Genomic DNA, 17,266 nt, shown 5'->3' on the forward strand with positions numbered 1-17,266 from the left:
GGTCAGGCGGTGATGGCCAGCAGTTCGGGTTCGACCTCATACGCGAGCGGTTCATCGCGAGTGATCCGTCCGAGCTCGTCGAGCATCGCCCGCGACAGGCGCTCGAGCTCCACTCCGTACGACCCGGCGATGTGCGGCGTGAGCAGTGCATGGTCGGACGAGTACAGCGGGTGGTCGGATTCGAGGATCCACGGCACCGTGACGTCGAGTATCGCGAACAGCTCGCCGGCGAGCACGCGTCTCGTCAGAGCCTGCTGGTCGACGATCTCTCCGCGAGCCGTATTCACCAGGGTCGCCCCGCGCGGCATGGAGGCGATGCCCGCGGCATCCACCAGATCGAGCGTCGACGGCAGCGACGGCGCGTGCACCGAGACCACTCGGCTGGTACGCAGCAGCTCGTCGAGCGACACCGACGTGACGCCCAGGGCCGCGGCGTCGTCCTCCGTCAGATACGGGTCGTAGACGACGACCTCGAACGAATATGCACGCAGCATGTCGATGACCATCCGACCGATCTTCGACGCGCCGATGATGCCGACGCGCTGACCGAAGTTGCCCAGTCCGGGGAATGCGGCCTCGATGTCGAACTCGTCCTGCACCCGGCCATAACGGCGAGCGATCGGCAGCACCTGCTTGCCCGCGAGCACGATCATCGCGACGGCGTACTCGGCCACCGGCACCGCGTTCGCCGCGGCGGCGGAGCTCACGCGCACACCGCGCTCGAGAACGACGGGATCGAGATACGGCTTGACCGTGCCCGCCGCGTGCAGCACGGCCTCGAGGCGAGGGGCCTGGTCGAGCACCGAGGCGTCGATGCGCGGCGCTCCCCACCCGGTCACCAGGACTTCGGCCTGCGCCAGCACGGCGCGGGCCGGGTGGGAGGTGAACTCGGTGAGGACACCGGCGACATCGGCGATGGTCTCGTAGTCGCGCATGACCCTCTCGGGGAACACCCGCTCGCGCACCGACGCCGTCATCGCGAAGGCGATCACGGGGCGCCGAGCGCTCACTTGACGCTCCCAGCCGAGAGGCCGGATCGCCAGAACCGCTGCAGCATCACGAACGCGATGATCAGGGGGAGCACGGAGACGAACGAGCCGGCGATGACGAGCGTCGAGAACTCGGGGTTCTGCTGCACCTGGCTCTGCCACAGCGCGATGCCCACGCTCGACGGGAAGAGATCGCGGTTCTGCAGCATGATCAGGGGGAGCATGAAGTTGTTCCAGATGGCCACGAACTGGAACAGCGCGATCGTGACGAAGCCCGGCACCAGCATCGGCATCCCGACCTGGAGGAAGCTGCGGATGGGCCCCGCCCCGTCGACCCTCGCCGCCTCGAGCGTCTCGGCGGGCAGATAGCCCGAGGAGAACACGCGGGCGAGGTAGACGCTGAAGGGGTTGCACAGTGTCGGGATCAGCACAGCCCAGATCGTGTTGGTCAGGCCGATCGATGCGGCAAGCAGATACAGCGGGATCACCGTGGCCGTGTTCGGGATGAGAACGCCCACGAGCACCGACGCGTACAACCCGCGCTTGCCGCGGAACTCGAACTTGTCGAACGCGTACCCGGCCATCAGTGAGACGAACCCGCCGACGACGGCTCCGATCCCCGCGTACAGGATGCTGTTTCCCAGCCACCGCACGAAGATGCCGTCATCCTGGGCGAGCAGTCGCTGCAGGTTCACGACGAGATCGCTGCCGAAGGCGAAGGCGTTGCCCGAATAGAGCTCCCCGCATCCTTCGTCGCCGCGAACACCAGCCAGAGCAGCGGCAGCACCATGTAGGCGGAGCCGAGCACCAGCAGTCCGTTGACGCCGACCTTCGCGGCGGTGCGACGTCCGCTATGCCGCGGGCGTGTGTCTGTCGAGGTCGTCGAGCGACGAGAGTGCGATGTCGGACGATCGATCACGGCGGTCATCGCGTCGGCTCCTTCGAGGTGAATCGGGTGACGACCCACGACAGCAGACCGGCGAGCAGGGCGAGGATGATCGAGGCGGCAGCCGCCTGCGGCAGGTTGTTGCGGTTGAACGCCGCGTCGTAGGCCCACATGTTCGGCACCCAGGTGCTGGTGACCGCGGTCGTGGCGGACGAGAGGATCTTCGGCTCGGTGAACAGCTGCAGCGAGCCGATCACCGTGAACAGCAGCGCGACACCGAGCGCGGGCCAGACCAGAGGCGTCTTGATCGAGAGCGCGGTGCGGATCTCCCCGGCACCGTCGACCTTGGCCGCCTCGAGGATCTCACGGGGCACCGCCTGAAGCGCGGTGAACAGGATGATGACGTTGTAGCCCGCCCACTCCCACACGGCGATGTTGACCATCGACGGAAGCACGAGCTGCACCGACAGGAAGTCGATGCCGATGCCGCCGGACTCGAGCGCCTTGACGATCGGGCTGACGCCGGGCGTGTAGAGGTACGCCCAGATGAGTGCGGCGATCACACCGGGAACGGCGTGCGGCAGGAAGAGCAGCAGCTGGAACGCCCGTTTGGCGTAGGCGACTGCCGAGTCGAGCAGCAGCGCCAGTACGAGAGCGACAGCCAGCAACGTCGGCACGTACAGCAGGCAGTAGATCGCGAGCCGACCGAAACCGTCCGTGAACGTCGAGTCGCTCAGCACCTCGACGTAGTTGCCGAGCCCGACGAACTCGACCGTCGCGCCTCCGAAGCCGAGTCCGCTGCGCTTCTCGGCGAAGAGGCTCATGCCGATCGCATAGATCACCGGAGCGATCATCGTCAGCGCGAAGAGGACGAAGAAGGGGATCAGGAAGACGGATGCGGTGCGTCCGCCCGTTCCGGGTATCGTCTTCCGCGCGGTGCGCCGTGCGGTGCGTTCCGCGGTGCGCCTCGTGGCGGATGCCTGAGTCGTCATGGTCTGTGTCCTTCGATCCGTATCGTCGGGCGGGCGTGCGTGGACGCCCGCCCGACGATGCACCGGCTATTCCGTGATGTCGAGGCCGAGCTTCTCGAGCCCGTCGACCGTGGACTTCTGCGTCGAGGTGAGCGCGTCAGACAGCGTCGGCGACGCCGTGACCGAGTCCTTCAGCGCCGTGGCGGTGAGGTCGTACTTCGGCCCCCACGCCCACTCGCCGAGGTTCTCCGACGCCTCATCGAAGACCTCGTAGATGTCGTTACCGTAGTAGTCCGTCGGTGCGACGGATGCCGCGACATCGTTGAGTCCGGGGTAGGCGAGGTAGGCGGTGCCCACGGCACCACGCGCCTCGATCGCATCCGGCGAGGTGACGAGCCACTCGAGGAACACGGCCGCAGCCGCTGCGTTGTCGGAGTTCTCGGGGATCGCGAAGCTCGTTCCGCCGCTCAGCGCACCGCTGGGCTCGCCGTCCCACGAGGGAGGGGCCGCGGCGATCCACTTGCCCTCCTGACCGGAGGCTTCGGTGCGTGTCTTCAGTGCCGAGGCGCTCCACGATCCGCCCACCCACGCGTTGACCACGCCGGTGTTCAGATCGGCTGTCCACTCATCGCTGAAGCCGAGCTGCTTCTTCACCAGTCCCTCATCGATCAGGCGCTGCCAGTAGTCGGCGACCTCCTGCGACTCGTCGTCGTCGATGGCGACCTTCCAGCTGTCGTCCTCGACGGAGAACCACTCGGCGCCCGCCTGCCACGACATCGGCGCCAGCTGAGGCTCGTTGGTGAAGAAGCTCGTGAGGTAGGCGTCGGGGTTCACGGCCTTCACCGCGCGTGCCGCGTCCTCGAACTCGTCCCACGTGGTCGGCACGTCGACGCCGGCGGCCTCGAGCACGTCCTGGCGGTACCAGATCACCATGGGCGGTGCGTCGTAGGGGAGTGCGTAGGCGGCGTCGCCGAACGAGACGAGGTTGCGCACCTGCTCGTCGTACTCGCCGAGCACGTCGCCCGAGACGAGGCCGTCGACCGGCGCGAGCTGTTCAGCCGCGACGAAACCGGGCAGCCGGTCGTACTCGATGCCCACGACGTCGGGACCGCTGCCCGATTCGATGGCGGCGGAGAGCTTGGTGTAGCCACCGTTCGTCCCGTTCGGGATCTCCTCGAAGTTGACGGTGATGTCGTCCTGGCTCGCGTTGAACGCGGCGGCCACGTCGGACATGCCGCTGAGAAAAGACCAGAACGTGACTTCGCCCGTCGGGGTCTCGGTGGCGACGGGGTCTGCGGCGGGGCCTCCGGCCGCGCATCCTGCGACGAGAGCGGAGGTGGCGGCGAGAGCCACCACAGAGAGGGAAGTTCGATGCAGGGACATCGCGGGTTCTCCTTTGAATCGTTGACCGTGCGAGTTCGATCATTCGTCACGCCGAACGATTCACCAACCGAAGTGGGCGGTTTCTAACAGAACCTAACAATCAGACGGGGCGCACGGTCGATTCCCTGACGACCAGGGCGGGCAGCAGCGCCATCCGCACCGGTGTATGCGCGGCCCCCTCGGGCTGCTTGAGCCGATCCACGCACAACCTCACCGCGGCGTGGCCGAGCTCGTGCTTCGGTGGCGCGACCGCCGTGAGCGGAACCGTCGCGAAGGCCGCGACCTCATCGTCGTAGGCGACCACGGCGAAATCCTCGGGCACCCGCAGGCCCTTCTCGATCACCAGATCGAGAAAGGCCATCGCGTCGGCATCGCCGAGGAGGATCGCTGCGGAGACCCCCTCGGACAGACAGTCGTCGAGCAGATCGCCGAGCTCGGCGATGTTGGCATTGTCGCCGAGCTGCGGGTGCGACAGATCGCGCCGGAGGGCGCGTGTGGAGTGCTGATCGAGCGATCCCATCGCCCGCCGGAACCCCGCGTCCAGCCCGGCGACCGTCGCAGACGGCCTGGCGGCGAGCGCGATCCGGAGGTGCCCCTGCTGCACGAGGTGGCGCACCGCGACCTCCGCGCCGTGGGCATGATCCGTGCGGACCCACTCGAGTCGTCCGGCGAGAGGATCCTCGACGGAACGCTCGACCATCACCACGGGAAGATCGGTCTCAGCCAGCATCCGCTGCAGTCGCGAGTCGGGGGTGAGGGTGTCCTGCGGGGTGATCATCAGGGCATCCACTCCGCTCGCGATCAGACGCTCGGCCTGGCGGAACTCCTCCTCCTCGGAGTAGTTCGTCGCGCCGACGACCAGTCGGCAGTTCGACTCATGCGCGGCCTGACTCGCTCCCCTGATCACCTCGGGGAAGTAGTACTGCGTCGTCGGCACGATCATCCCGATCGTCGCGACGGGTCTCGGTCGCGAATCGCCGCGCTCACTGTCGCGGGACTGCTGCTGCGCCACGGCGAGAGAGAGCGCGCCACCATGGACGCGCACCAGCAGCCCACGATCCTCGAGTGCGACGAGATCACGCCACACGGTCATGGTCGTCACCCCCAGCCGCACGGCGAGAGCGGCGCTCGACAGCGAGCCGCGCATCTCGAGCTCGCGGAGGATCGCATCGTGACGCGCGGCGGCGGGCATCAGACCTCCGATGGGCATGCTCGAATCCAACAGAATCCAACATAGCCCGCGTGGATCGCTCCTAGCGTGCGAAGGAGATCTCGCGCTCCGACGGAGGGGATCACCGCATCTGTCCTTCGTTACACGTGATCCCCTTCGCTGCGGATGCCGGATGCCGGATGCCGGACAGCGGATGCCGGATGCTGTGCGCCGCACCCTACCGCAGCCCGAGGGGACCGAGCACGACGGACTGGCGCGTGCGCACCCACACCCCGGCGCCGTCGCGCCGTTCGGCCCGCGTCGCGAAGCGGTAGCGGTATGACACGGCGCGCACCCACCGCGGCGGCTCACCCTCGAACGGGTCGGACCGCAGCAGAGCGAGCGTCGGAGCATCGGCCTCGAGCAGTCGCAGCAGGAAGACCGTGAACCAGTCGTCGAGCGAACGGCCGAGCGGCAGGAACCACATCAGCCAGTCGAGGCGCAGGTGGTACGGCGCGAACTGCCCCGGGATGCGTCGCACATCGCCCGGCTTTCCCTTGAACTCGTACTCGCGCCACAGCAGACCGTCGTCGTCGACCGATCCCTCGACGACGATCTCGACCCGCTGCTTCGTGACCGTGCCGAACGCTCCGTAGGCGTTGCCGATCTGCCACCGGTTGAAGCTCGCGTTCATCAGCTGCCGCCGCGCGAACAGGTTGCGCAGGGCGGGCCCACTCAGCGCCACGACGAGCACGCCCACGGCCGCCGTGAGCACGAACCAGTACAGCGGGATGCCGGGCCACAGCGTGTCGTCCATCGCATCGTCGCGCGGTACCGCGCCCACCCCCGGCAGTCCGATCGCCGAGAAGGCGATCACGATCGTCACCCAGTTCAGCCAGGCGAAGTTGCCTGTCGCGACGAGCCACACCTGGGTCGCGATCATGATCGTCGCGGCCACCGCCCCGACGATCTGGGGCACGGGACCGGGAATCCAGACCGAGAGCAGCGGAGCGAACACGAAGAAGGGCACGACGAGCTGCGCGACGTGGTTGCCGACGACCTCGGCGCGATGGAACCACCGTGGCAGCAGATGGGCCTGCCTGCTGAGCGGCCCCGGCATGGGCTGCGTCTCGTGGTGATACATCAGCGCCGTGAGGTCACGCCACTCCCGCCCGCCGCGGATCTTGATCATGCCGGCACCGAACTCGACACGGAACAGCAGCCACCAGAACAGCACGATCACGACGGTCGGCGGAGGCTGATCGTTCGAACCGAGGAAGGCGGCCAGGAACCCCGCCTCGAGCAGCAGCATCTCCCAGCCGAACGAGTAGAAGGTCTGACCGATGCTGACCACCGACATGTATCCCAGCCACAGCGCGAGGAAGCACAGCATCGGCACCCACGGCGGACCCCACTGCGGGATGCCGACGACCAGCGCCGCGGACACGACGATCCCTGCCCCGCACAGCAGTCCGAGCCTGCGGTCGGAGTACCGGACGCGGAGGAAGAGGGTCGGATGCAGCATCCGCCGCCGTGACTCCTTCTGCCCGATCCAGTCGAGCAGCGCCGGCGCCGGCAGCAGCCCGTGCTCGCCGAGCAGCGGTCGGAACTGGTTCAGGGTCGAGATGAACGCGACGAGATAGAGCGCCGCGACGCCCCGCTGCAGGACCTCGCGGGCGAGCCCGAAGTCGACCGCCGCGAACCCGTCCACGGCCACAGGCTAACCCCGGGTGTGACAGGTCGAAGAGGGGGTTGCGCGTGCCGGGTGGCGCCGTGTCGGGAGTCGCCGTGTCGGGAGACGACCAGCGATCGGGAGGAGAACGGCGATCGGGAGGAGGATCCACCGGGGACCCCCTCCCGAGTGCAGATCTCCTCCCGATCGCAGACGACTCGACCCGGGTCAGCTGACGGCGTCGAGCACTTCCTCGCGACGCCCACGCCGTGCGCGACGGATCTCCAGCGCGACCACGCCCGCGATCGCGAGCGCGATCAGCAGACCTCCGGTGAGCGTGAAGCCGTGCGTCCCCGTTCCGCCCGCGGCCGGCAGCTCGAACACCGGCACGTCCCGCACCGACACCGTGCTGCCGGCGAGGGTGACCTGCGGACTCGACTGGCCGTCGGCGATCGACAGCACACCGGCCGCCGACACGATGATCTTCACCGGCTCGGCGAGGAGTGAGAACCCTTCCGGCGCCGTCGTCTCTTCGAGCCAGTACGTGCCAGGGCGCAGGCCCGCGGCGGTGAACAGCCCGACCTCGGCCCCGGCGATCAGCCCGGGAGTCACCGGCGCACCGGGAAGCCCCGCGGCGTCGGCGAGCAGCCGGAACCCCGACCCGTCCATACGCACCCAGTCGCCGTTGACGTCTTCGCCGAGCTTCTCGACGATGAGCGAGGCCAGCACCTCACGCGTGGTCGCGTGGGCCGGATCGGTGTCCGTGACCCGAGCCCCGCCCGACGCCGGCTGCCCTGAGGCGGTCGCCGTGTTCTTGTGCAGCACGCCGCCCGTGGTCGGGGCGGGGTAGGTCGCGGTGAACACGACCGACTCCCCGGATCGAGCGTGCCGTCCCACGCGCCGACGGGAAGGATCGAGGCGGCCGCGATGACGTCATCCGCGAGCTGCACGGCGGTCAGCACGACATTGCCCGTGTTCGTGACCCGGAACTCGAACCTCATCGCCGATCCGGCGTCGACGGCGACTCCCGGCGCGGTGTTCGCGTCGTCGCCGTTCACGAGCTTGACGACCTCGATCGCGGGTGCCGCCGCGGCGAGGGTGAGGATGTAGTCCTCGACCTCACCGGACTGCGAGATGCCTCGCGGGTCAGCCACTTCCGCAGCGGTGAACGACGTGCGCAGACGCAGGTACGTGTCACCCACGACGGCCGTGCCCGGCACCGTCCACGAGAGGTTCACCGAGGTCGCACCGGCGAGGAAGGCGGCCTGCACCCGCTCGGTCGCATCGAAGATGCCGTTCTCGTTGAAGTCGATCCATCCGGCGACCGTGCCGGGCGACGTGGTGCCCGACAGCGGGATCGGCAACGAGTACGCGGTGCCGCGGATCGCGCGCGGAGCCCGGATGCCGTCGGCGATCGCGTCATCCGTGTCGAGCGAGGCTCCTGCACCGGCGTTCGGCGAGAGCGTCGGCTTGGCCGTCGCGTCGGCATCCGACGTGATGCCCGCACCGAGGCGCAGCGGACCCTGGACGTGCACCGCGGCCTGAGCGGCGTCGTAGCTGCTCGGCGCGTCGCCCATGTCCTCGTGCAGCCGGATCGAGAGTCGGATCAGGTCGCCGAGGCTCTTGCCCGGGTCGTAGGTGTTGTACCCGTTCGCCCAGCCATCCGCCGCCGGCGCCCGCTGGATGTGCGTGCCGAGATTCATGGTGACCGTCTGGAAGGTGCCCTTCAGCACGACGGAGCCGCAGCCGGCGAGCGCGGTGCTGGTCATCGTCCGCCCAGCCAGCTCGGCCGCAGTGGGGAGCATGGTGTTGCACCGCGAGCTGCTCGTCTTCGTCGCAGCGGTGAGCGTGGTGGGGGTGACGCTGAGGTTCTGCGCGCCGGCGATCGGAGCGAAGGTCACTCCGGGTGTCACGATGTCCATCTGCATGGCGATCCAGCCCGCGGCTGTGCGGTCACCATCGGCATCCGTCTTCATCGTGAATCCGTTGCCGGTGATGATCTCGCAGAACGTGTCGGCTGTATTGCGCTCCTCCACGCACTGGGCGTAGCCGCCGAGACCGGAGATGTCGATGATCGGATCCGTGACCGCGCGGCTGAATGCCACGGTGAGGGTGCCGTTCTTGTTCGCGCAGTAGCCGGAGAAGTCCAGGCCGTCGCACATGCCGGCGCCCGCCTCGAGTCCTACCGTCGGCGTGGTCGCGACGTCCAGGCCGGGCGCGAACATCGCGTTGGTCGCGCCGTATCCGTTGTGGGGCGTGGTCGCCAGGAACTGCACGCCGGCCGAGCCCGACTTCGTGGTGGCCGGGTTCACCGTCAGTGTGGCCGTGACTCCGCCGCGGTAGTTCATGGTCGCGCTCGTCGCGGTGCGCGTCGTGCTCAGCGCTTCCTCGATGGCCTCTGCCGGCTGCTGCGTCATCGGCAGCCCGCCGGCGAGCAGGATCGCACCCATGAGCGCGACTCCGAGGATCGTTCGGAGGCGACGGCGCCCTCGGGGTACGCGTGCGGATGCCGGTGCGGGTGCTGTCATGAGGTCCTCGAATCACAGGGACATCTCGCAGGAGTTCCGGGATCCGAGCAACGGACCGATGCGCATGGCAATCAGCCCCGGCGAAGCATGTCTGGGGTGTCGTCGATCTTTCGACGGCACTCACAAGACGTGGGGCTCGCGACATCGTGACGGGGGTGCATGGCCGCTGTTTCGGTACATCAATACACCCGCCCAGACACAGCGATGGGCGGAGGATCCGTGACAGATCCTCCGCCCATCGGAGGGGAGTCCACCCGCGTGCGGACGGACTCGTTCCCGTGAGTCAGGTCAGCTGACGACCCAGTCGAACTGGTCGCCGTTCTCCTCGAGCCACGCGTCGATGGCATCCGCTTCCTTGCCCTCGCCGTACTCGTTCACGACCATGTCCTCGAGCGAACCGTACTGCTCGTCGTCGAGCTTGATCTGCTCGATCAGCTCGGCGGCCTCGGGGAACTCCTCCGCGAAGCCCTTCGTGCCGAGGAAGTGCAGGGCCTCGGACTCGCCCATCGCACCCTTGGGGTCTTCGAGGTCCTTCACGGGGAAGGCGTCGTTGGCCCAGAACGGACGCCACAGCGTCACGACGATGTCCTCCTGCTTGTCGGTCGCCGACTTCAGCTCGGTGAGCATCGCCGCGGTCGACGAGGTGACGAGCTCGTACTCGCCGTCGAGACCGTACTCCGGCATCATCTTCTGGGTCTGCGCGGTGAGGCCGGCACCCGGCTCGATGCCGTAGATCTTGCCGTCGAGCTCTGCGCCCTTGCCCGCGAGGTCCTCGATCGAGTTCAGGTCGGAGTACTCCGGAACCGCGAGGGTCAGCTTCGCGTTGTCGTAGTACGCGCCGAGGTCCTCGATGTCGTCGCCGTACGTCTCCATGTACTCGGCGTGGGTCAGCTCGGGCCAGGCCGACGGGTACATGTCGACATCGCCCTGCGCCAGGCCGGTGTACAGCGGACCCGCCTCGGTCAGCGTCTTCATCTCGACCGTGTAGCCGATCTTCTCGAGCTGGTCCTGCAGCAGGTATGCGGTGCTGAGTCCGTCGGTCCACGAGGGCAGGAACCCGAGGGTGATCGTGCCCTTGTCGCCCGAACCGGACTCGCTGCCGCCGGTGTCTCCGCCGGTTCCGCCCATGCCGTCACCGCTGCAGCCGGCGAGGGTCAGTGTCGCTGCGGCGCCGATCGCCGCGATGGTCAGGATCTTCTTCTTCATGTGTATGTCTCTCGTTCCGTATATATAGGTGCTGTGTTGCTGTGTACTGCGTGTTCTCTTGTGCGGAAGGGATGAGTCAGTGCACGCCGCCGCCGACAGGGGCGCGGCGCGGGGAGGCCTTCAGTCGCTCGGCCTCGGCGTCGGCATCCTCCGCGTCGGCTGCCTCGGCCGATGCGGGAGCGGATGCCGTCGCCGTCGTCTCCGCCTCGGCGGATGCGGCATCGAGACGCTTCTGCGTGCGGCGACGCGCCAGCATCCCGAGCAGCGACGAGCGGTTGCTGCCCAGGTCGCCGAGGGCCGCGGTGACGCGGTCGAGGAAGACGGCGATGAGCACGACGCCCAGACCGGCTTCGACGCCTTTGGCGATGTTGATGGTCGAGATCGCCTCGACGACGATCTTCCCGAGGCCGTCGGCGCCCGCCATACCGGCGATGACCGCCATCGACAGCGCGAGCATGATGACCTGGTTGACGCCGGCGAGGATCGTCGGCATCGCGAGCGGGAGCTGGATGCCGCGCAGGATCTGACCCGGCTTGGCGCCGAATGCCTGACCGGCCTCGACGGTCTCGGAGTCGACTCCGCGGATGCCGAGCTCGGTCAGTCGCACACCCGGAGGCAGCGCGAAGATGACGGTGGCGACGAGACCGGGCACGACGCCGATGCTGAAGAACACGATCGCCGGGATCAGGTAGACGAACGCCGGCATCGTCTGCATGAAGTCGAGCACGGGCTTGAGCACCGCGCGCACGGTGGCGTTGCGGGCCGACCAGATGCCCAGCGGCACGGCGATCAGCACGGCGATCACCGCGGCGACGAGCACGAGGGCGAGGGTCTGCATCGCGGGGACCCAGAGGCCCATGGCCACGATCAGACCGAACGAGACGATCGTCCCGATCGCGAGCTGCCACGAGCGCACGAGCCACGCGATGAACGCCGCGATCAGGATGATGACCACGAAATGCGGGCTCAGCAGGGCGCGGGTGAGGCCGTCGACCAGGAAGCTGACCACGAACGAGATGACGTCGAGCAGACCGTCGAGGTTCGTCTTGATCCAGTCGACTCCCGTTGCGACCCAGCTGCCGAGAGGAATGCGGAAACCATCCATCAGCGCACCTCCTCCGTCGTCGTCGCGACCGGCAGCGGCTCGGCCGTCCATCCGTCATCGAGCACGGCATCGATCTCGGCCTGCGGCATCGGAAGAAGCGGCAGGGTGAGCTCGCCCGTGGCACCGGGGCCGGGGCCCAGGGCTGCGAGCAGGGTGATGCGTGGGATCACGCCGACGAGGCGCCCCTCGGCATCCACCACGGCCAGAGGCAGCGGCGATTCGACGGAGGGGATGAACAGGTTCATCAGCACCTCGTCCTTGCTGACGCTCTGCGGCGCCGGCTTGATGATGGAGTCGAGGGTCGACACCCCCTGGCGCACGAGCTTGACGGCGTCCCGATCGGTGACGATTCCCAGCAGCTTGCGGTCTCGACCGGTCACGTAGGTGGCCGACATGAACGCGTCGCGCATCTGGCGAAGCGCCGTGCGGGGGCCGGCGGTCTCGGCGACGACCGGGCGCGGGCGCTCCATGACGTTCGCGGCGGTGAGCACGCGAGCGCGGTCGACGTCCTGCACGAACTGCTCGACGTAGTCGTTGGCGGGGTCCGTGAGGATGTCCTCGGGCGTGCCGATCTGCACGATGCGACCGTCGCGCATGACAGCGATGCGGTCGCCGAGGAACATGGCCTCGTTGAGGTCGTGGGTGATGAAGACGATCGTCTTCTGCAGCTTCTCCTGCAGTTCGAGGAGCTGCTCCTGCATCTCGCGACGGATCAGCGGGTCGAGGGCGCTGAACGCCTCGTCCATGAGCAGGATGTCGGAGTCGGCGGCGAGCGCACGGGCGATGCCGACGCGCTGCTGCATGCCGCCCGAGAGCTCGGACGGGAGCTTGTCGGCCTGGCCTTCGAGACCCACCAGGGTGAGGATCTCCTCGGCCTTCTTCAGTCGCTCGTCCTTGCCGACGCCCTTGAGCTCGAGCGGATAGGCGACGTTCGCGGCGACCGTGCGGTGCGGCAGCAGGGCGAAGTGCTGGAACACCATCGAGACGCGGTCGCGGCGGATCTCGCGGAGTCGTGACGACGGGATGCCCGTGATCGGGTCGCCGTTCACGATGACGGATCCGTCGGTCACATCGTGCAGGCCGTTGAGCATGCGGATGATGGTGGACTTGCCGGAACCGGAGAGCCCCATGATCACGAAGATCTCGCCGCGGTTCACGGTGAAACTGGCGTCGATGACGGCGGCGGTTCCTGCGTCGCCGACGGCGGATCTGCTCTCACCGGCCTTGAGTCGACGGACGGCACTGCTCGGATTCTTCCCGAACACCTTGTACAGATTGCGCGCTTCAAGAGCGATTTCGGACACGTTTCCCCTGCGGCTCTCCTTCGGGTGGCTGAGCCTGCTTCGGTTGCGCCCGGGTGATCCTCCCGGCCGTTTCGAGTTGGAGCTGTGGCGGCGCGGACGGCGGATTTCGGATCCACCGCGATAGAGCATCGACCGTACGTCCACGCCTCTTCGCAGCACAGCACATTCGAAAGAAGGACGTGGTCGCGGACTGGTCTTCGGGCCGTCAGGCCCACCAACCAACGTAACGAAATGGCCGGTCAGGGGCAAATCCACGATCCCTAGTGCCGTTCAGTTTCGTCGGCTGACCGGGGGATTGCGCGGGTTTCGGACGCGGTCGCGGCGCGGTTCTGGTCGGCGATTTCGGTCGGCCGTTCGCGCCTGCGTCGGCCCGATCCCGAGCATTCGGCCGCGGGAAGTGCGTGTGACCGAACGACGCCCAGTCGGCGACGGATCAGCGCCGGATGCTGCGCGTGACCGTGAACTTCGGGGTGCGCGCGAGCTGCTCGGTCGCCCCGACGAGCCGAGTCAGTTCGGCGCGGTACCCGAGCGACGAGTTGAAGACCGTGAAGAGCTCTCCGCCGGGGCGGAGGATGCGGGCGGCGGCCTCGAACAGTCGGGTCGCGGCCCCGGTGTGCACGCTGCTGCCGAGGTGGAAGGGCGGATTGAGCAGCACGATGTCGGCGGTCGCGTCGGCGATCTCCGAGCCGGCGTCGTCGTGCATGACGGCGACTCGATCGTCGACGCCGTTCGCGACCATCGTGGCGCGGGCCGAGGCGACGGCCGCCGCAGATCGGTCGGTGGCGATCACGCGGGATTCCGGGTGCGCGAGGGCGTAGGAGGCGGCGAGCGCGCCGGTCCCGCAGCCCAGGTCGACGACGATCGGAGCCGGGCTCGGCTGTTCATCGAGACCGAGCACCTCGAGCAGAACCCGCGTGCCGATGTCGAGTTTCGCCCCCGCGAACGCGCCGCCGTGCGCGACGAGCACGAGCCCGTCATGCCGCTCCACGACCGGGAACGGCGGCTCAGCGGGGGCCGGCCGCGGCTCGGACGCGACCACCAACCGCGACTTCCGCTCGGCGCGCTGCGCCTGCACCGTCTCGAAGCTCCGCGCGAGCACCTCGTTCTGCGTGATGGTCATGTGCTTCACGCGCCCGCCGGCGACGAGCACCACATCCGGGGCGGCCCAACGCGATACGGCATCCGCGATCTCCTCGAGCTCGGCGAGCGCCTTGGGCAGCTGCAGCAGCACGAGCCGCGCGCCGTCGAGCAGAGTGGAGTCGAGCTCGTGAGTGGAGAATCCCGTCAGCCCGAGCTCCTCGGCGTTACGGGCGAACGCGCGTCGCCCGGTCGCGAGGTCCTGATGCACGCGGATGCCGTCGAGTCCGCCGTCCGTCAGCGCGAGCGTGATCGCCCCGTATTCGTCGCCGATCACCGCGATCTCGCGCCCCGAGAGACCGGAGAACTCCGGCGCCAGCGCGCGCTCGACGAGCAGCAGGTCGGTCGCGTCGTGCGCCTGCAGATTGTCGGCCTCGACGTCGGGCCAGCGGCGCAGGCGGCTGTAGGGGAAGTCCACTCCTCCAGAGTACGAGCGACCCCTCTTGACCGCGGCTGAACATCTGTTTAGTGTGCTGTACATGCGTTCAGCTTCCGACGATCTCACCGCTCGTGCCCGCATCCGCGACACTGCCATCGCCGCTTTCGCGCGCAACGGCTTCGATGCCACCAGCCTTCGCGCGATCGCCACGGAGGCCGGAGTCAGCGCCGCGCTGATCGTGCATCACTTCGGCGACAAGAACGCCCTGCGCACGGAGTGCGACGACTACGTCGTCGGCGTCTTCACCGATGAGGAGCACGACCTCATCACGGCCCCGACCGGCGACCGCATCCGCACCGCGCTGAACGACCTCGGCCGATACGGGCCCTATATCGACTACCTCGCCCGGATGCTGATCGACGGCTCTCCGGCAGCGGATCGGCTGTTCGACAGCTTCCTCGCGAGGACGCGCGATGTGCTCGCCGAGCAGCGCGAGGCGGGGATGCTCGAGCCGATGAGCGACCCCGAGATGACGACGCTGACCCTCACCCTGATCGGCCTGGCGCCGGTCGTGATGCGCGCTCAGATCGCCCGGGCCCTGGGCACCGATCAACTGAGCCCGGCCGGGCTGCGACGCACGACGCTGCCCACACTCGAGCTGCTCACCCACGGCATCTATTCGACGACCGCGCTGCTCGACGGTGCGCGCGAAGCCCTCGGAACAGAGGGTCCCACCCCGGAAGGAGACGCATCATGACCGACACCATCGAGATCGAACGTCTGCACAAGCGCTTCGGCAGCCGCGTCGCGCTGCACGAGCTCGACCTCCGAGTACGTCCGGGAACCGTGTTCGGGCTCATCGGACCGAACGGCGCGGGCAAGACCACCACGCTCCGCACACTGGTCGACATCATCCGTCCGTCCTCCGGCACAGTGCGCATCCTCGGCGAGGACCCGCGTCACGGCGGTGCCGCTCTGCGGCGGCGCATCGGCTACGTGCCGGGCGAGCTGCACCTCGAGGGGCGCACGAGCGGACACCGGATGCTGGCGTTCTACGCCCAGGTCTCGGGTTCACGGGACTCCGCCGCGACCCTGCGCACGGCACGCGACCTCGGCGACCGTCTCAGCGTCGATCTGTCACGACCAGTGCGCACCCTGTCGAAGGGCAACAAGCAGAAGGTGGGGCTGATCCAGGCGTTCATGCATCGTCCGGAGCTGCTGATCCTCGATGAGCCCACCAGCGGCCTCGATCCTCTCGTGCAGCGGGAGTTCCTGCAGATGGTCCGCGAGGCGAAGGATGCCGGGCAGACCGTGCTGCTGAGCTCGCATGTGCTCAGCGAGATCCAGCAGACCGCCGACGAGGTCGCCGTCCTCGCGAACGGACGGGTCGTCGCCGACGGCGACGTCGCCTCGCTGCGACTGGGCTCGATCCGCCGGGTGCGCGTCGAGCTCGCGACGACGGATGCCGCGGCCGCGCGCGCCGGCTTCGACCGGGTGCCGGGGCTCACCGGCATCGACGCGCACGATGCCGACGGGATCCTGCAGCTGTCCGGCACGGTCGACGGCGCGATCGACCCGTTCATCAAGGCGCTCGCGCGGTTCGAGGTGCGCGACCTCACCGTCGAGGAGCCGGACCTCGAAGAGTCTGTGCTGCGGCTCTACGGATCCTCTGTCACTCCGGCATCGGCCCGACCCGCGACCCGACGATCGCGGCGCGACAGGGAGGAGCCGCGATGAACGGCATCCTGCCCGTGTTCCGACGCAGCCTGCGCGAGTCCTGGCGAAGCCTGCTCGGATGGACCACCGGCCTCGCCGCGGTGCTGTTCCTCTATCTGCCGCTGTACCCGAGCCTCGCCGGAGACGGCCAGCTCGAGGCCATGATCTCGTCGCTGCCGAAGGAACTCGTCGACACCCTCGGGTACGACCAGATCGCGACCGGCGCGGGATACGCGCAGAGCACGTTCTTCGGCCTGATCGGCTTCCTTCTGCTGACGATCGCAGCGGTGACGTGGGGGTCGGCGGCCATCGCCGGCGCGGAGGAGAGCGGACGGGCCGAACTCGACCTCGCGCACGGCATCGGCCGCGGCCGGTATGCGCTGGAGTCGGCCTTCGCCGTGCTCGTGCGACTGCTGTGGCTCGGCGTCTTCTCGGGGCTCATCGTCTGGGCGTTGAACGACTCGGCCGAACTCGGCCTCGACGGCTGGCGCATCGTCGGAGCGAGCGCCGCGCTCACCGGACTCTCTTTCCTCACGGCATCCGCCGCTCTGCTCGCCGGCGCAGCGACGGGTCGCCGCATCTGGGCGACCGGCGCCGGCGCGGGAATTGCCGTGGTCGGCTACGTCCTGCGGGCCCTCGCGAAGCAGTCCGATGACCTCGAATGGTTGAACGCGCTCTCGCCCTACGCCTGGGTGTACCGTCAGCCACCCCTCGCCGAGGGCGTGGATGCCGGTGGACTCGCGCTCACCTGGGGCCTGGCCGTGGTCTTCGCCGCAGCTTCGGCCGTCGCGCTGCGCGCCCGGGACCTGCGCGGCTGAGCCGCTTCGCACCGCACCAGCC

The 17,266-nt window shown here is 68.4% G+C and carries 16 protein-coding genes; 3 read left to right on the top strand and 13 right to left on the bottom strand.

Going from position 1 to position 17,266, the window contains the following annotated elements:
• Positions 1–2 precede the first annotated feature (2 nt).
• The 13 genes from ACZZ93_RS10370 to ACZZ93_RS10430 form a co-directional block, all read right to left on the bottom strand.
• Positions 3–1,010 (bottom strand): hydroxyacid dehydrogenase, encoded by a 1,008-nt coding sequence (locus ACZZ93_RS10370; RefSeq protein ID WP_463498277.1) that lies wholly within the window; start codon positions 1,008–1,010, stop codon positions 3–5.
• Positions 1,007–1,684, bottom strand: coding sequence for a carbohydrate ABC transporter permease (locus ACZZ93_RS10375; RefSeq protein ID WP_463511043.1), 678 nt, complete (start codon positions 1,682–1,684; stop codon positions 1,007–1,009). Before ACZZ93_RS10375 ends, ACZZ93_RS10370 begins: the two co-directional genes overlap by 4 nt.
• The gene (locus ACZZ93_RS10380; RefSeq protein WP_463511044.1) at positions 1,681–1,917 is read right to left on the bottom strand and encodes a hypothetical protein; all 237 of its coding nucleotides are present in this window, start codon (positions 1,915–1,917) and stop codon (positions 1,681–1,683) included. Before ACZZ93_RS10380 ends, ACZZ93_RS10375 begins: the two co-directional genes overlap by 4 nt.
• Positions 1,914–2,867, bottom strand: a complete 954-nt coding sequence (locus ACZZ93_RS10385) for a carbohydrate ABC transporter permease (RefSeq protein WP_372984814.1) — start codon at positions 2,865–2,867, stop codon at positions 1,914–1,916. The genes ACZZ93_RS10380 and ACZZ93_RS10385 overlap by 4 nt, the downstream gene beginning before the upstream one ends.
• A gap of 66 nt (positions 2,868–2,933) precedes the next feature.
• On the bottom strand, positions 2,934–4,229 hold the full coding sequence (locus ACZZ93_RS10390) for an ABC transporter substrate-binding protein (protein WP_463511045.1): 1,296 nt from the start codon (positions 4,227–4,229) through the stop codon (positions 2,934–2,936).
• A gap of 100 nt (positions 4,230–4,329) precedes the next feature.
• Positions 4,330–5,439: a LacI family DNA-binding transcriptional regulator gene (locus ACZZ93_RS10395; RefSeq protein ID WP_463511046.1), complete on the bottom strand. Its 1,110-nt coding sequence runs from the start codon at positions 5,437–5,439 to the stop codon at positions 4,330–4,332.
• A gap of 178 nt (positions 5,440–5,617) precedes the next feature.
• The gene (locus tag ACZZ93_RS10400; RefSeq protein WP_463511047.1) at positions 5,618–7,090 is read right to left on the bottom strand and encodes a lipase maturation factor family protein; all 1,473 of its coding nucleotides are present in this window, start codon (positions 7,088–7,090) and stop codon (positions 5,618–5,620) included.
• A 189-nt stretch (positions 7,091–7,279) separates the two neighbouring features.
• Complete coding sequence (locus ACZZ93_RS10405) at positions 7,280–7,777, bottom strand: SpaA isopeptide-forming pilin-related protein (RefSeq protein WP_463511736.1); 498 nt, start codon at positions 7,775–7,777, stop codon at positions 7,280–7,282.
• A complete protein-coding gene (locus ACZZ93_RS10410) occupies positions 7,660–9,579 on the bottom strand; it encodes a GEVED domain-containing protein (RefSeq protein ID WP_463511048.1) in 1,920 nt (639 codons plus the stop codon). The genes ACZZ93_RS10405 and ACZZ93_RS10410 overlap by 118 nt, the downstream gene beginning before the upstream one ends.
• 288 nt (positions 9,580–9,867) lie before the next feature.
• On the bottom strand, positions 9,868–10,785 hold the full coding sequence (locus tag ACZZ93_RS10415) for a glycine betaine ABC transporter substrate-binding protein (RefSeq protein WP_053098368.1): 918 nt from the start codon (positions 10,783–10,785) through the stop codon (positions 9,868–9,870).
• Between the two features lie 76 nt (positions 10,786–10,861).
• Positions 10,862–11,890: an ABC transporter permease gene (locus ACZZ93_RS10420; protein ID WP_295101654.1), complete on the bottom strand. Its 1,029-nt coding sequence runs from the start codon at positions 11,888–11,890 to the stop codon at positions 10,862–10,864.
• Positions 11,890–13,194, bottom strand: a complete 1,305-nt coding sequence (locus ACZZ93_RS10425; protein ID WP_053098367.1) for a quaternary amine ABC transporter ATP-binding protein — start codon at positions 13,192–13,194, stop codon at positions 11,890–11,892. The genes ACZZ93_RS10420 and ACZZ93_RS10425 overlap by 1 nt, the downstream gene beginning before the upstream one ends.
• Positions 13,195–13,627: 433 nt before the next feature.
• Entirely contained in the window at positions 13,628–14,749 is a 1,122-nt protein-coding gene (locus ACZZ93_RS10430; protein WP_463511049.1) for a class I SAM-dependent methyltransferase, read from the bottom strand.
• Between the two features lie 61 nt (positions 14,750–14,810).
• Between ACZZ93_RS10430 and ACZZ93_RS10435 the strand changes: the two genes are divergently transcribed.
• Genes ACZZ93_RS10435 through ACZZ93_RS10445 form a run of 3 tightly spaced genes read left to right on the top strand, consistent with a single transcriptional unit; the run spans position 14,811 to position 17,244 of the window.
• Positions 14,811–15,467, top strand: a complete 657-nt coding sequence (locus tag ACZZ93_RS10435; RefSeq protein ID WP_320489487.1) for a TetR/AcrR family transcriptional regulator — start codon at positions 14,811–14,813, stop codon at positions 15,465–15,467.
• Positions 15,464–16,447 (top strand): ABC transporter ATP-binding protein, encoded by a 984-nt coding sequence (locus tag ACZZ93_RS10440; protein WP_463511050.1) that lies wholly within the window; start codon positions 15,464–15,466, stop codon positions 16,445–16,447. Before ACZZ93_RS10435 ends, ACZZ93_RS10440 begins: the two co-directional genes overlap by 4 nt.
• Positions 16,444–17,244, top strand: coding sequence for an ABC transporter permease subunit (locus tag ACZZ93_RS10445; protein WP_463511051.1), 801 nt, complete (start codon positions 16,444–16,446; stop codon positions 17,242–17,244). The genes ACZZ93_RS10440 and ACZZ93_RS10445 overlap by 4 nt, the downstream gene beginning before the upstream one ends.
• Positions 17,245–17,266 lie beyond the last annotated feature (22 nt).

The sequence above is a fragment of the Microbacterium sp. AC026 genome, assembly GCF_979258475.1.